Source organism: Fluviicola chungangensis, assembly GCF_007558725.1.
Lineage (GTDB): Bacteria > Bacteroidota > Bacteroidia > Flavobacteriales_D > Crocinitomicaceae > Fluviicola > Fluviicola chungangensis.
In genome coordinates, this window is the sequence record NZ_VLPL01000003.1 from 558,115 (window position 1) to 572,347 (window position 14,233).

General features: G+C 40.7%; 14 protein-coding genes. 3 read left to right on the forward strand and 11 right to left on the reverse strand.

Going from position 1 to position 14,233, the window contains the following annotated elements:
* Positions 1-64 precede the first annotated feature (64 nt).
* Positions 65-1,540, reverse strand: a complete 1,476-nt coding sequence (locus tag FO442_RS08695; protein ID WP_144332769.1) for an inorganic phosphate transporter — start codon at positions 1,538-1,540, stop codon at positions 65-67.
* A 24-nt stretch (positions 1,541-1,564) separates the two neighbouring features.
* Positions 1,565-2,209, reverse strand: a complete 645-nt coding sequence (locus FO442_RS08700) for a DUF47 domain-containing protein (RefSeq protein WP_144332770.1) — start codon at positions 2,207-2,209, stop codon at positions 1,565-1,567.
* Between the two features lie 553 nt (positions 2,210-2,762).
* Here FO442_RS08700 and FO442_RS08705 point away from each other — a divergent pair.
* Positions 2,763-3,827 (forward strand): porin, encoded by a 1,065-nt coding sequence (locus tag FO442_RS08705; protein ID WP_186279996.1) that lies wholly within the window; start codon positions 2,763-2,765, stop codon positions 3,825-3,827.
* 175 nt (positions 3,828-4,002) lie between these two features.
* Here FO442_RS08705 and FO442_RS08710 read toward each other — a convergent pair whose 3' ends face one another.
* Positions 4,003-4,668 carry a response regulator transcription factor gene (locus tag FO442_RS08710; RefSeq protein ID WP_144332772.1) on the reverse strand — a complete coding sequence of 222 codons (666 nt, stop codon included), beginning with the start codon at positions 4,666-4,668 and terminating at the stop codon, positions 4,003-4,005.
* A gap of 583 nt (positions 4,669-5,251) precedes the next feature.
* On the opposite strand from FO442_RS08710, the gene FO442_RS08715 reads away from it, so the two are divergent.
* Both FO442_RS08715 and tsaB read left to right on the forward strand, forming a co-directional pair.
* Positions 5,252-5,944, forward strand: a complete 693-nt coding sequence (locus FO442_RS08715; protein WP_144332773.1) for a response regulator transcription factor — start codon at positions 5,252-5,254, stop codon at positions 5,942-5,944.
* A gap of 6 nt (positions 5,945-5,950) precedes the next feature.
* Positions 5,951-6,622 (forward strand): tRNA (adenosine(37)-N6)-threonylcarbamoyltransferase complex dimerization subunit type 1 TsaB, encoded by a 672-nt coding sequence (tsaB, locus tag FO442_RS08720; protein ID WP_144332774.1) that lies wholly within the window; start codon positions 5,951-5,953, stop codon positions 6,620-6,622.
* 118 nt (positions 6,623-6,740) lie between these two features.
* Here tsaB and FO442_RS08725 read toward each other — a convergent pair whose 3' ends face one another.
* From FO442_RS08725 to FO442_RS08760, 8 genes are read right to left on the reverse strand one after another with little or no spacing between them, the layout of a single operon-like run.
* Positions 6,741-7,952, reverse strand: a complete 1,212-nt coding sequence (locus tag FO442_RS08725; protein ID WP_144332775.1) for an MFS transporter — start codon at positions 7,950-7,952, stop codon at positions 6,741-6,743.
* A gap of 35 nt (positions 7,953-7,987) precedes the next feature.
* The gene (gene trpA / locus FO442_RS08730; RefSeq protein WP_144332776.1) at positions 7,988-8,731 is read right to left on the reverse strand and encodes a tryptophan synthase subunit alpha; all 744 of its coding nucleotides are present in this window, start codon (positions 8,729-8,731) and stop codon (positions 7,988-7,990) included.
* Positions 8,728-9,918, reverse strand: a complete 1,191-nt coding sequence (gene trpB / locus FO442_RS08735) for a tryptophan synthase subunit beta (RefSeq protein WP_144332777.1) — start codon at positions 9,916-9,918, stop codon at positions 8,728-8,730. Before trpB ends, trpA begins: the two co-directional genes overlap by 4 nt.
* On the reverse strand, positions 9,905-10,513 hold the full coding sequence (locus FO442_RS08740; RefSeq protein ID WP_144332778.1) for a phosphoribosylanthranilate isomerase: 609 nt from the start codon (positions 10,511-10,513) through the stop codon (positions 9,905-9,907). Before FO442_RS08740 ends, trpB begins: the two co-directional genes overlap by 14 nt.
* Positions 10,510-11,283, reverse strand: coding sequence for an indole-3-glycerol phosphate synthase TrpC (locus FO442_RS08745; protein ID WP_144332779.1), 774 nt, complete (start codon positions 11,281-11,283; stop codon positions 10,510-10,512). The genes FO442_RS08740 and FO442_RS08745 overlap by 4 nt, the downstream gene beginning before the upstream one ends.
* Positions 11,280-12,260, reverse strand: coding sequence for an anthranilate phosphoribosyltransferase (trpD, locus tag FO442_RS08750; RefSeq protein ID WP_144332780.1), 981 nt, complete (start codon positions 12,258-12,260; stop codon positions 11,280-11,282). Before trpD ends, FO442_RS08745 begins: the two co-directional genes overlap by 4 nt.
* Entirely contained in the window at positions 12,257-12,823 is a 567-nt protein-coding gene (locus FO442_RS08755; protein WP_144332781.1) for an anthranilate synthase component II, read from the reverse strand. Before FO442_RS08755 ends, trpD begins: the two co-directional genes overlap by 4 nt.
* Entirely contained in the window at positions 12,820-14,199 is a 1,380-nt protein-coding gene (locus tag FO442_RS08760) for an anthranilate synthase component I family protein (protein ID WP_144332782.1), read from the reverse strand. The genes FO442_RS08755 and FO442_RS08760 overlap by 4 nt, the downstream gene beginning before the upstream one ends.
* Between the last annotated feature and the right edge of the window lie 34 nt (positions 14,200-14,233).

Sequence of the window (14,233 nt, forward strand, 5' to 3'; positions counted from 1 at the left end):
TCCGGTGGGTTACAAAAAAAACTCTCACTTTTCAGTGAGAGTTTTATCGTGAATTATCTGAAGTTTAGTGAAACAACTTGGTGATGTAATAAATTCCGGCCGCCAGTAAACCTGATACAGGAATCGTTAAAATCCATGCCCAAAGTAAGTTGATGGTCACCCCCCAACGAACAGCGCTCAAACGTTTGGTAGCCCCAACTCCGATAATGGAACCGGTAATGGTGTGCGTGGTTGAAACCGGAATTCCCAGGTTGGAAACGGTGAACAGGGTCAATGCACCTGCTGTTTCAGCACAAACACCTTCCAACGGAGTTACTTTGGTGATCTTCGTTCCCATGGTTTTCACGATTTTCCAACCTCCCATCATGGTTCCTAAACCAATCATTAAGTAACAGGAAAATGCAATCCAACCCGGCATCGTTTCGGAGTTCACTTTGTCTTTCAGTTTATGACCGCTCAGCAAATTTCCGTCCTTGTCTACATACTCATCAAAGATAGCCGCTTCCATGTATTCTTTGTTCAGCTGTTTTCCTTTAAAGATGACGTCGTGTGTTTTCGCGTCGTAAATATCTTCTCCTTTTGTATAGATCAAAATATGATCTTCTTTTTCAATTTTCAGAGAATCAATGTTTTTGGTATACTCCGGTTTGAATTTCGCTTTTTTACCATCAGCGTCTTCAAACTCGATCTGGAATACTTCCGAGATCTGGAACATTTTAGGAATATCTCCAACGATTTGTCCCTGGTCATTGCGCTGTGAATTCGCAAATACCATCAATGCCGCACAAATAATACCCATTACTTTTTGAGAATCGGCACCACCATGTCCCAAAGAAAAAGCTGCAGAAGAAAGTAATTGCAGTTTTTTGTACATGTTTGATTCTTTCAAAGCGGTCTGGCGCTTTCCGTGAACCAACTGATACCACGTGTAAGTAAGGATGAACAGGATGATCATTCCCATCACGATCCACATCATTATCGGCTTTACATCTAAATATTCAACCATGTAATCCATGATGAAATAAGTAATGGTTGAAAGAATTAAAATGGAAATCATTTTCTTGGCAAAGTTTCGGCTTACCGTAATTAAAGCGATGACGAAAGCGATAATCCCTCCGATGAACGGAGCCAGGAAAATGAAGAGTGTAACCTTAATGATCTCAGTGGAAGCAATGACGTCAAATCCTGCATGCGCGACTGCGGCCCCCGCAAATCCACCAATTAAGGTATGCGAAGAAGAGGAAGGGATTCCCAGCCACCAGGTCAGGAGGTTCCAAATCATTGCGGCGATTAATCCGGAAAGGATAACGTATAAGTCAATGGCACTATTGTCTACTGTTTTTGCTACGGTATTTCCAACACTCATATCAAATACCCAGAAAGCCACTACGTTAAAAAGGGCGGCCCAGACAACTGCCTGGAACGGGGTCAATACTTTCGTGGAAACAACCGTAGCAATGGAGTTTGCTGCATCATGAAAACCATTTACCAAATCAAATAATAAGGCAAGAATGATGATGGCAATTAATAATGAAAACATATCTTATTGGTTTACCAATGAATATTAAGCGTATTTTACAACGATTGATTCGATGACATTCCCTGCATCTTCACACTTGTCCGTTGCAACCTCCATAATTTGGTAGATCTCACGTTTCTTAATTAAGTCTTTTGCGTCAATATCTGAATCAAACAACTTCTCGATGCTTAAATCAAAAATATCATCTGCCTGATTTTCAACATAGTTGATCTTAATGACGCACTCAACGATTTTCTGTGTATTCTTCAGGTTACGAAGTTCTTTCACAGCAGCATTTACTGCTAATACCGCATCGTGAATCGCATCAGCCATTTTCAAAATCCCGGAATCGTTCGGATCTACTTTGTAGAAGTTGATTTTCTTAGCAGAAGCATAGATGTAATCAGCGATATCATCCAATGATGTAGCTAATGAGTGAATATCTTCTCTATCAAAAGGAGTAATGAAATTTCTACCCAATTCTACAAAGATCTTGTGTGTCAAATCATCGTTTTGATGCTCCAGATCTTCCATCTCTTTAATAATGGTAGCTCTTTTATTATAATCGGATTCGTTTACACATAATACCAATTTACCTGCGATTGCTTCCAGGTTCTGAGAAGCCTCTTCAAAGAGAGAGTAAAATATTTTGTCTTTTGGTAAGAAAAACTTTAAAATTCCTGATGCCATTTTGTTTAAGCTTAATATTGATGGCGCAAATGTAATTGGAGTTTCCCGAGGATGTTTCGTACAATGCAAATGTTAACGAAATGGTAAAGTTGGCCGTTTTCAGAAGCGAACATGAACTATTCCGGATAAAGTGTCAGTATTTGAGCCATTTAAGACAATTTTAATGTTAACTCAATGTTAAGAATCATGCTTCTATTGCCTTGGAAAGTGGAATCAAACAACGAGTTGGAGGTTGAAATGTTGCTTAAATCACTTCTAATGTTACGGTAATATTAAAAATGTTATCAAAAAATTAAACTATTATTTCTTGGGGATTAAATCAATGTGAAGCCATTAGTTTTGCCGAAAAAAATAGGAAAGAAGATTAATTTAATAGTAACACATCCGTAAAATAAAATACGATATGAAATATTTGCTGCTTTTAACTGGACTTGTAATAGGGAGTTCGCTATTTTCTCAGAAAAAGATAGATTTATCAATCTTAACGAAACCCCAAAAAGGAATTGAGTTCGTTGGGAAAGATTCTTTATTTTCTATGCGACTTCAGTTCCGAATGCAAAATCGTGCGGCATTCCTGACAAGAGATGATAAAGATTTTTCAGCCGGTTCTTATGAGTTTCGAGTGAGAAGACTGCGTTTGAAACTCGAAGGATTCGTGTACAGCCCAAAATTGACGTACAAAATTCAATTGGCATTTTCACGAGGAGATATGGATTGGGATATGACCCAGGAATCGCAGGTAAATACGAGTGTGAACATTGTGCGTGATGCGGTAGTTTATTACGAACCATGGAAAGATTTGAAGTTTGGTTTTGGACAAACAAAACTTCCCGGGAACAGGCAGCGTGTTGTTTCATCCGGTGATCAGCAGTTCGCAGATCGTTCTATTGTAAATGCAACATTTAACATGGACCGCGACTTTGGTTTTTTCGGAGCTTACAGGCGTAATTACTTTGCCGTTTTGGGATCTGTCACTTCCGGTGAAGGAAGAAACAGTAGTGGTTCGAACAGTGGTTTGAGTTATACCGGAAGAATTGAAGCATTGCCTTTTGGAGCATTTGCGGATAAAAATGATTACCAGGAAGGCGATTTGGCCCGTGAACAAAAACCAAAATTATCCATCGGTGCATCTTACAATTTCAACGATGATGCGGTTCGTGCCGGAGGTCAGTTGGGAAGAGATTTGTTTGCAAAAACAGATATGGAGACATTCTCACTGGACTTGTTATTTAAGTACAAAGGTTTTGCACTTTACAGTGAATTCATGCAGCGAAATTGCTCCAATCCGATCACCTACACTTCAGATACTTTAAGTGTTCAGCCAGTTTTTACCGGGTATGGTTTTCTGCAACAGGTGAGCTACCTCTTTAAATCGAACTGGGAAATTGCTTTAAGATATGCGGAAGTTACACCCTTTTCATCGGTGTACAATAACCCGGATTTTACTTCAGTTAATCTGAAAAAGAACCAGGAATTCCAGTTGGGGGTTACCAGATATTTGTATGGTCACCGGGTGAAGGTACAAGGGAATCTTTTGTATCAGTTGACCGGTGATTTAAGAGCTAAGACAGATGCAGGTAAGTTCGGAGCTATTTTCCAAATTGAATTAGGTATTTAATCAGTAGTTCAAACAGGTTCAAAAGTTGAAATGGGTTCAAAAAAAATCAATTGAAAATGTTTTTAATTTGAACATTTGAATCAGCAATGGCTGAAACATTTGAACATTTACGTTGTAAAAATCCAGGTAATTGAATGCTTCCGCTGTTGCTTGAGTATAGGCACAGCGGAGTTTATCATCCTTTAAATTTATACCCGATTCCCTTAACGGTCTGAATGTAGTCATCGCCGATCTTTTCCCGAAGTTTGCGTACATGCACATCAATGGTGCGATCACCGACAACGATATCTGTTCCCCATACCCGCTCAAGGATTACATCGCGCTCAAATACTACTTCCGGTCTGGAAGCTAGAAGTGCCAGTAATTCGAACTCTTTCTTGGGCAAATGAAGTGTTTCACCGTTTTTAATGACTAAATATTTTTCACGGTTGATAACCAGGTCAGGAGTGCCGGAAGGTTTTGCCTGAGCAGCCTCTTTTCGTCTCAATAAGGCATGGACACGGCTGATCAAAACCCGTGGTTTGATCGGTTTCGAAATGTAATCGTCAGCTCCGGCATCTAATCCGGCGATCTGACTGTAATCTTCATTCCTGGCAGTCAGAAAGCAAATCAGCACGTTTTCCAATCCGGGAGTATTCCTGATTTGTTCGCACACTTCAATTCCGTCCATACCCGGCATCATGACGTCGAGAATGACCAGGTCCGGTTTTTCCTCTTTACAAAGACTTATTCCGGTTTGTCCGTTCTCTGCAAGAAACACTTTGAAACCTTCTTTCTTTAGGTTGTACCCAAGTATTTCCCGGATATCTTCTTCGTCATCAACTATTAAAATTTTATCCATTTTGAATGAGTTCCAGATCCATTCAAAGGTAAGAAAGTATTTTGAGTAGGCTGATTATTCAGAAATTATATTGCAAAAACTAAAACGGAATAGTAAAAATGGGTTTTAGGTAATGAGTTTGGTCCGGAAATTGCCGAAAAATCCGTTCATCAATCATTTTGTCCATCCAACATGAAAAAGTGCATCTTTTTTAGTCAAAAAAAATCACCTTTCTTGGAATCTTAACTTAGTAATGTACCCGGGTAATAATTATTTTATCGACCGTATATGTTGATTAATCGATTCAAATGTAGAAGTAATTGACAGATCAGTGAATTATTTAACGGAAGGAATGGGTATTCGTTTAAAGCATTCTTTAAATCCTTTATTTGTCCTTTTTTGTAAGTCTTTCAGAAAAGTGAAAAACCAATGCGATTATGCCTTATCTTTGTGGCAGTAGTAGTAGGTTAGGTTGATTAGTGTGATAAGAGCTTAGGACGCCCGTCTTGAGCTCTTATCTTTTTTATCCATTCCGTTCCTATTTTCCGAAGATTATTTCTCCGAAACGATTTCTTAGTATCTTCACAAAAACAATCATTTTAGAATGAAACCAAAGGCTAAAATATTATTGGTTGAAGACGATACCAACCTGGGATTTGTTATTTCGGACCAGTTAAAATCAGAAGGATACCAGGTGGTGCTTTGTACCAATGGAATGGACGGTCACATGCGGTTTTCGGAAGATGAGTTCCACATGTGCATTTTTGACGTAATGATGCCGAAAAAAGATGGTTTTACCCTGGCACGGGAAATTCGGACCATGAACCAGGAAATTCCAATCCTGTTTCTGACAGCCAAAGCGATGACAGAAGATAAGATCGCGGGTTTCAACGCAGGAGGAGATGATTATTTGACCAAACCATTTTCGTTTGACGAACTTTCCGTTCGGGTAAAGGCGCTGTTGAAACGCGTCAATATTCAGGAAGAACCGGAGCAAAAAATAGTTCAGATCGGGACATACACATTTGATACCGAGAATTTTACCCTGAAACATCCGGAGTTTGAGAAAACACTGACAAAAAAGGAAGCGATGGTGCTGAAAATCTTATGTAAATTCAAAAATGCAGTGGTCCCGAGAGAAAACATCTTAACTGCAGTTTGGGGGCAAGATGATTATTTTGCAGGCAGAAGCATGGATGTGTTTATTACCAAATTGAGAAAGTACTTTTCGATGGATCCTAAAATCGCCATTTCCAACATTCATGGCATTGGATTTAAACTGGAAGTTTTGGCATAAGTAAGCATGATACGCATTTTACACATAGAAACCGCAACGAAAGTTTGTTCCGTTGCACTGTCCGTTGACGGGGAATTGGCCCAGATCCGGGAATTCAGTGATGATGGATTTGCGCATGGGGAGCAATTGACGATCCTTATTCAAGAGGTACTGGACCTTCAGGGAATCACGGCCGGAGATTTATCTGCCGTTTCTGTTTCAGCCGGACCAGGTTCTTACACCGGGTTACGGATTGGAGTGTCTACAGCAAAGGGCTTGTGTTATGCTTTAACCATTCCGTTAATTTCAACAGATACACTACAGGCAATGGCGGAAGTAGCCAGGATTGTTTACCCGGATTCCAACCTGTGTCCGATGATTGATGCAAGAAGGATGGAAGTTTTCTCGCTGATTACGAATTTCGAAGCAGAAATTTTAAAACCGGTAAGCGCAGATGTTCTGGATGAAAATTCGTACACAGATCTGGAACCTTTTGTTTGTTTCGGGGATGGAGCACAAAAAGTGCAGGAAATGTGGAAGGATCGCAGGATCATTTTTGACCTGGATTTGAAACCTTCGGCCAGGGGACAGATAGCAAGTTCATACCGGAAGTTTTTGAACGGGGAGTTTGAAGATGTGGCCTATTTTGAACCGGCTTATTTGAAAGAGTTTTATCAAACACCAGCTAAGAAATCGTAAATTGAGAATGGACAATTGAAAAGAATGGATTCTTCTGTTAGCGTATAAATAAGGAGATCTACTTTTTCGATATGAATGGAGTTTTACAACTTCTCAATTTTCAATTGTACATTTTCAATTATTTCTGTGCTCTTCTTTTCTTAATATTTGGCAAAAATACAGTTACCATCCCGATCAAAGGAAGATAGGAACACAGGTGATAGACATACGTTACACTCGTTTTGTCAATAATTCCACCTAAAATAGCAGAGCCTAATCCACCCATTCCAAATGCAAATCCATAAAACAATCCTGAAACCATTCCGATTCGTCCGGGCAATAATTCCTGTGCATAAACCAAAATAGATGAAAAGGCGGATGCTAAAATGGCTCCGGCACATACAATGCATGCACTGGTCCACCACAAACTGTCAATATAAGGCAGTGCCAGTGAGAAAGGAGCAGCTCCCAGGATAGAGAACCAAATGATTTTTTTTCTCCCGAATTGATCTCCCAAAGGACCTCCAAACAAGGTTCCCAGTGTAAATGCAAGCAAATACAGGAATAAATGCATTTGACTGGCAGTCTCGGATAATCCGAATTTCTCTTCCAGGTAGAAGACATAATAGTTGGAAATACTTGCTGTAAAGAAATATTTGGAGAAAATCAGGATCAATAAAATAATAATTGAAAGGATGATCCTGGTTTGAGATAAACCCAGGGGTTCTTCGTTATAGGCATTTTTCTTAAAGGAACTGTGGGTTAAATACCCTTTGTACCAATTACTGACCTTGAATAAAATAAATCCGCCGAGAATGGCAAAGAACGCAAAGAACGCAATGGTATATTGACCGAATGGAATGGCAATGAACGCGATCAGTAATGGACCAACTGCGCTCCCTCCGTTTCCACCCAGCTGAAAAATGGATTGTGCGAATCCCCTTCTTCCGCCGGATGCGTAATAAGCAACACGCGAAGCTTCGGGATGAAAAATGGAAGATCCCATTCCGATTAGACAGGCGGCAAGAAGAATTGTTACAAAATTCGAGGCGAAAGAAAGAGTGATCAATCCGGAAAATGCAAAGAGCATTCCCATGGTGAAGGAATAAGGTTGTGGTCTTTTATCCGTAAACATGCCTACAACCGGTTGCAACAGAGAAGAGGTAATCTGAAAAGCGAACGTGATCAAGCCGATTTGTGTGTAACTTAAATTGTAAGCATCTTTTAAGATGGGATAGGAGGCGGGAAGTACAGCTTGCATTAAATCGTTCAGAAAATGACCGCAACAAACCGCAAATAAAATAGGATAAACTGTTTTTTTTGCGTCAAATGTCACTGCTTCTGATTTCATGATGCAAATTTAATGGTTGATTCGATAAATAGTTGTTAACTCAGCAGGTTTTCAAGAAATTCTTTTTCCCTCTGTTCTGACAGGGCTTTTAAATAGGCAGATCCTATAATGACGCCATCCGCATGACTGAATGCTTCTCGCTTTTGGGAAGCATCGGAAATACCGAAACCCAGGAACAAGGGAACTTCACCACAAAGGGACTTTATCTCGGAATAACGAGCCGAATTAACGGATAATGAATACGAGGAACCCGTTATTTTGTTTTGTCCTACCAAATAGATAAACGAACGGGAACTTGCGTGTGCTATTTGAGCGATTCTTAAATCAGACGTTGCGGGTGTGATTAAGTAAATGAGCGGAACGTCGAAGGAGCGAAAGTAATCCAGGTATTTTTGCTGGACCAGTTCAAAGGAAAGGTCGGGTATGATCAATCCGGAAACTCCGATGGATTTACATTTCTCCAGGAAAGCAGTCAACCCGAATTGAAGGATTGGATTCAAATACCCCATCAGGACGAGTGGAATTTTAATCTGCTCTTTGATTTCTGAAAGCTGTTCGAACAGCAGTTTTAAGTTCATTCCGTTTTTCAAAGCGGTGGAACTGATTTCCTGTATAACCGGCCCGTCTGCCATAGGATCTGAAAAGGGAATTCCGATTTCCAAAAAGTCAATTCCCTGATCTTGGAGCAACTGGATTTGTTCGGGTAGGCTCGTCTTATTCGGATAACCTGCAGTTATAAAGATGCTAACTGATTTTTCCGTTTTTTTGAATGGATTCATAAGTTTTTAAATGCTTCTTGATAGGTGTTCATGTCTTTGTCCCCTCTTCCGGAAAGATTTACGATTACAATCTCATCCTTAAGAAAAGGTAGTTTGGGTAAAGCGGCCAATGCATGGGCACTTTCCAATGCAGGAATAATTCCTTCCAATCGAGAGCATTCCAAAGCTGCATGGAGTGCTTCCTGATCGGTAACGGACAGTGAGGTAGTTCGTCCTGTTGAAATGGAATTTGCGTGCATCGGGCCAATGCCGGGGTAATCCAAGCCGGCGGAAATGCTGTGTGGTTCAGCTACCTGACCGTTTGAATCCTGCATTAAAAGGGTCAGGCTTCCATGCAACACGCCAGGTGACCCCAAAATAGAAGTTGCAGCACTTTTCCCGGATTTTAGTCCCTCTCCGGCAGCCTCCACAGCTATTAATGCTGTTTCTTCCAGGTCGTAAAAATGATAAAATGCTCCAGCCGCGTTACTGCCGCCTCCTACACAGGCAATTACTTTATGTGGGATTTTGAGTCCGTTTTCATGCAGTTGATTTTGGATCTCTTCTGAAATAACGGATTGAAAATAAGCTACCATTTGCGGATAGGGATGTGGTCCGACTACCGAACCAATCAAATAATAAGAATCCGGAAAATTGATCCAGTGGCGGATTGCCTCGTTAGTGGCATCCTTCAGTGTTTTACTTCCACAGGTGGCAGGTCTTACTTCTGCTCCCAGCATCTGCATCCGTTGTACATTCGGCGCCTGACGCTCCATATCTTTTTCTCCCATGTAAACAATGCATTTTAAGCCCATTAATGCACAAACGGTTGCTGTGGCTACTCCATGCTGACCGGCTCCTGTTTCCGCAATTATTTCAGTCTTGCCCATGTGTTTTGCTAGTAAAATCTGGCCTATTGTGTTATTGATCTTATGTGCGCCCGTATGGCACAGATCTTCGCGTTTGAAGTAGATTTTAGCACCGTATTTTTGAGCGTAATTTTTGGCAAAATACAAAGGGGTCGGCCTTCCGACATAATTTTTCAGCAGGTCAAGGTATTCTGCTCGGAATGCGTCTGTAAAACAAAAGCTGCGAAATGAAGTCAATAATTCGTCGATTGCCGGACGAAGTAATTCGGGAATGTATGCTCCGCCGAATTCTCCGTAGAACCCAAGCTCGTCAGGAGTAATGTGTTTAGAAGTTTTCATGTTTCAATTGTTGAATGAATGATTGGATTAATGGAACATTTTTTTGTTTCGGAGCGATTTCAAAGCGGCTGTTAACATCGATACCGATGAATTTCGGATGGTTCAATTGCTTTATCCGGTTCACATGCTGTATGGAAATTCCGCCACTTAGAAAGAATGGTGTATTTCCCTGGTAATCGTTCAAAAGTTCCCAATCAAAGGATTTTCCGCTTCCACCGAATAAGGTGGTTTTGGTATCAAATAAAAAAGCATCCACAATTCCTTCATAAGCCTTGCATTGGAGAAAATCTGAAGCATTCCGGATCCCAAAAGCTTTCCACTTAGTGATTTTAACCTGCATTTCCCGGATGTCGCGTGCAGATTCTGTTCCGTGGAATTGAATGACATCAAGCGATTCCTCTTTTATTTTTTCAAGAATAAAATCCGGGTGCGCATTGACAAAAACACCCACTTTTTTAGCTGCGATGGCTGGTGTTTCTGTAACAAACCTCGGAGAACCGGGATAAAAAATGAATCCGAAATAATCCACTTCAGGGAGATGAAATAGCCCGTTATAGAATTGTTCCGAGCTGCAGCCGCAAATTTTCAGTTTCATGGAGCAAAAGATTTTTCAGGTAATCCGAATTGGAAGTTTCCTTTCAGAAGACTCTCGCCAATTAAAGCTCCGTTATATCCCAATGATCGCAATTGATTTAACTGATCGGAATTTGAGATTCCCGAAGCAGAAATTTTCAGAATGCTTTCAGGCAGGTAAGATGCAAGCCTGACTGAAGTTTCCAGATTTGTTTCCTGGGTTTTCAGATCGCGGTTGTTGATCAATAAAATATCGATTTCATCATTGAGTTTATTCAATTCTTCGAAAGAATGAATTTCAAACAAGACCTCCAATTCCAAACTTTTGGCAACAATTGTTAAGTGATGCGCTTGCTCTTTTTCCAGGATGGAAGCTATCAATAAGATCGAATCTGCACCAGCCGCTTTGCTTTCAAAAAGCTGATATTCATCCAGGATGAATTCTTTACGGAGAAGCGGCAGGGGTGTTTTACGACGGATTTGTTTTAAATCCTCAATAGATCCCCCGAAGTACGAATAATCAGTTAAAACGGAGATTCCTGCAGCCCCTATCACTTCATAACTTTCAACCTGGGAAAGAATGTCGGGGTTTGGAAATAGTTCACCTGCACTTGGAGATTTCCGCTTGATTTCCGCCACAATTCCAAATTGATCCAGGATGCGCTCCTTCAATGAAATCACAGGTCGATTAAAAAGAGGGCTTTGAATGTAGTTCGATAAGGATGAAGCTTGTTTTAAAAGTTGAATCTCCCGATACTTATTTGCTACTATTTGGTCTAGAATTGATTTCATAAACAGGTTTTTTTAAAGGTGTAAAATGATTTTCCACTTTGAATGTGTTCGAATGCCTGACCAAACGCATGATCGAAAGCCAATCCGGGCTCAAAAGTCTGGATTGCCAGTGCTACATTTCCTGCAAGAACTGTGTTCTGACTTTTTGTTCCTGCTCCACTTAAGATTGAGGTGAAGATATGTGCCGATTCAGCTACTGAATTCCCTCCTGAAATCTCATTCGGGTTAATGGGTAATTTGTTGGGAGCGGTTTCAATCAATTCATCACCTGTTGTTTTTAAAACCCTTGTCCCTCCGATAAAAGTGAGCTCATCATATCCCGAAAGTCCATGCAGAACCGCAAAATGAGTGTGTTTAGATTTCAGAATATGCTGGTATTGTTTCGCAAGTTCCAGTGAGTATGTTCCGGTCAGTTGATTGGTAGAATGATGCGGACTTACCAAAGGTCCTAAACCGTTGAAAAGAGTTACGATTCCCAATGCTTTCCGCAAAGGAGCAACATGATGCAAAGCTTCATGGAATAGCGGCGCATGAATAAAACAGATGTTGTTTCGATCCAGTTGTCTTTGAAGCTCTTCAGGATTTGAGGAGAATTCGTATCCTAAATATTCAAGCACTGTAGATGAACCGCATAAGGAACTCACGCCGTAATTTCCATGTTTCACAACTTTGTAGCCCATAGATGCCAGGATGAAGGATGTCAAAGTAGAAATATTGAATGTGTTTTTGCCGTCACCTCCCGTTCCGCAGCAATCAATGCTTCGTTCTGTCTGAAGATGCAGTGGTTTTGCCAGTTCGATCAAGGCATCCCGGAATCCTTCCAGTTCGGAAAGTCTTACTCCACGTTGTTGAATGCTTGTCAGCACTGCGACGATTTGTACATCTGAAATCTCTTTTTTTCCGATTTGGATCATGCAGCTGCGTGCTTCTTCCCGACTTAAAGTGCCGTTGTTTATTAATTTTTTCAGGTAATTCATAAGGATATATTTAACCAGTTTTGGATCATTTTTCTTCCGTGTGGAGTTAAAATCGATTCCGGGTGAAATTGAACTCCGATCGTTGGATATACGTTGTGCTGAATGGCCATTACAACAGCATCTTCAGTCAATGCAGTAACTTCCAATTCGCTTTCTGCAGCAATTTGAGTTTGCCAGCTGTGGTATCTCCCGACAGTTATTCTCTGCGGAAGGTTTTGGAAAATGTCCGAATTCTTTGTAAGGATTATTTGAGAAGATTTTCCGTGAACAGGTTCCGGACATGGAATCAACGGATTTCCAAAATAGACCGAGATTGCCTGATGTCCGAGGCAAATGCCTAAGATGGGTTTTCTTCCGTGGTATCGATTAATTACCTCCAAAAGTTCACCGGCCTCAGCTGGGATGCCGGGTCCCGGGGAAAGTAAAATCGCATCAACGGATTCCAATGTTTCAAAATCAATCCGGTTGTTCCGTTGAACAATGACTTCGTGTTGTTCTTCTTTGATGTACCTGATGAGGTTAAAAACAAAGGAATCAAAGTTGTCTATTACTGCAATTTTCATTGGAAATTTGTTTTTGAGGCACACTTGATCGCTGAGCGGATTGCACCTAATTTGTTTGTCACTTCTTCTAATTCGCTTTCAGGAACGGAATCCAGAACAATTCCGGCCCCAGCCTGGTAACGCAATGTATTGTTCCTGCTTAACGCGCTTCGAATAATAATTGCCAGGTTCATGTTTCCATTGGTGTGGATGAATCCGACAGCTCCGCCATAAAATCCGCGTTCGTTTTTCTCATAGAGATTGAGAAGTTCCAAAGCTTTTGGTTTGGGTGTTCCGGAAAGGGTGCCGGCAGGAAAAGTTCCGTTGAATAAGGACAATGCGTCTTCTTCTGTTTGAGCAGTTACTTTGGAAACTAAGTGGATCACATGGGAGAAATGCTGAATTTCCTTGAAGGATTCTATTTTAACCGAATGACAGAACTTGCTTAAATCGTTTCGGGCCAAATCTACCAGCATGGTATGTTCGGCATTCTCTTTTTCGTCATCAATTAATTGCCGGATAAGTGCATTGTCTGTAATTGGATCACCTGTTTTCCGGACAGTGCCGGCGATCGGATGAATTTCCGCTTTTCCTTGCTTTAACTGAATTTGTGTCTCCGGCGAAGATCCGAATAAACGATATGATTCCATATCCAGATAAAAGAGATAGGGAGAAGGATTAAGTCGGCGTAATTGCCTGTAAACCTGAAAATCATCTCCGAAAAACGCTTGTTCAAAAGATCTGGATACAACCAGTTGAAACACATCTCCCCGGTACAAGTGTTGTTTTGCACGTTGAACCAATTTCAGGAAATCACTTTCGGAAACGAGCGGTTTTTCTCTTTCCGGAACTTCAAATGGCAAATCCGAAGCTTTATTAAATTGAAGGAGTTCCAGGAATTCCTGATCGCTCTTTGCAGTTTGATCGGTTGAATTAAACAGAATACTTCCGCGATCATGAAAATGGTCTATTACAATCAGGTATTCAAAAAGCGTAAATCGGGCCAAAGGAAGAGCAGATGGAGTTCCTAATGAACAAATATGCTCTTCAAAATGAGCAAATTCAAAGCTGAAATAACTTAGGAAGCCGTTGTTGTCAAGCTGGTTTTGGAACAAATACTTTTCCAGCAAAGGTTGGATTTGATTGGTGATTTTCCGGGTCTGATCAATCGGAATGATAGATACTTCATTGGGTTCATTGATCCGAATTTCGGTCGGAAAAACTTGAATATCAATCAGCGGATTGAGTCCGATAAAGGATTTGGATGCAGTTCGGTCGCTGTACTCATTGCTTTCAAGCAGGCAAGGGGACCGGAATCTGTTTTTAAATGATAAATAGAGTCCTACGGAAGTGTGGTTATCACTGTTAAAGGAATATTCTTGTGTGTAAATTTTCATGACGAGATTTTTGGGAATAAAAAAACGGCCTGCC

Coding starts and splice junctions, on each gene's coding strand:
- FO442_RS08695 (WP_144332769.1), bottom strand. CDS start 1,540: ATGTTTTCATTATTAATTGCCATCATCATTCTTGCCTTATTATTTGAT.
- FO442_RS08700 (WP_144332770.1), bottom strand. CDS start 2,209: ATGGCATCAGGAATTTTAAAGTTTTTCTTACCAAAAGACAAAATATTT.
- FO442_RS08705 (WP_186279996.1), top strand. CDS start 2,763: ATGCAAAATCGTGCGGCATTCCTGACAAGAGATGATAAAGATTTTTCA.
- FO442_RS08710 (WP_144332772.1), bottom strand. CDS start 4,668: ATGGATAAAATTTTAATAGTTGATGACGAAGAAGATATCCGGGAAATA.
- FO442_RS08715 (WP_144332773.1), top strand. CDS start 5,252: ATGAAACCAAAGGCTAAAATATTATTGGTTGAAGACGATACCAACCTG.
- tsaB (WP_144332774.1), top strand. CDS start 5,951: ATGATACGCATTTTACACATAGAAACCGCAACGAAAGTTTGTTCCGTT.
- FO442_RS08725 (WP_144332775.1), bottom strand. CDS start 7,952: ATGAAATCAGAAGCAGTGACATTTGACGCAAAAAAAACAGTTTATCCT.
- trpA (WP_144332776.1), bottom strand. CDS start 8,731: ATGAATCCATTCAAAAAAACGGAAAAATCAGTTAGCATCTTTATAACT.
- trpB (WP_144332777.1), bottom strand. CDS start 9,918: ATGAAAACTTCTAAACACATTACTCCTGACGAGCTTGGGTTCTACGGA.
- FO442_RS08740 (WP_144332778.1), bottom strand. CDS start 10,513: ATGAAACTGAAAATTTGCGGCTGCAGCTCGGAACAATTCTATAACGGG.
- FO442_RS08745 (WP_144332779.1), bottom strand. CDS start 11,283: ATGAAATCAATTCTAGACCAAATAGTAGCAAATAAGTATCGGGAGATT.
- trpD (WP_144332780.1), bottom strand. CDS start 12,260: ATGAATTACCTGAAAAAATTAATAAACAACGGCACTTTAAGTCGGGAA.
- FO442_RS08755 (WP_144332781.1), bottom strand. CDS start 12,823: ATGAAAATTGCAGTAATAGACAACTTTGATTCCTTTGTTTTTAACCTC.
- FO442_RS08760 (WP_144332782.1), bottom strand. CDS start 14,199: ATGAAAATTTACACACAAGAATATTCCTTTAACAGTGATAACCACACT.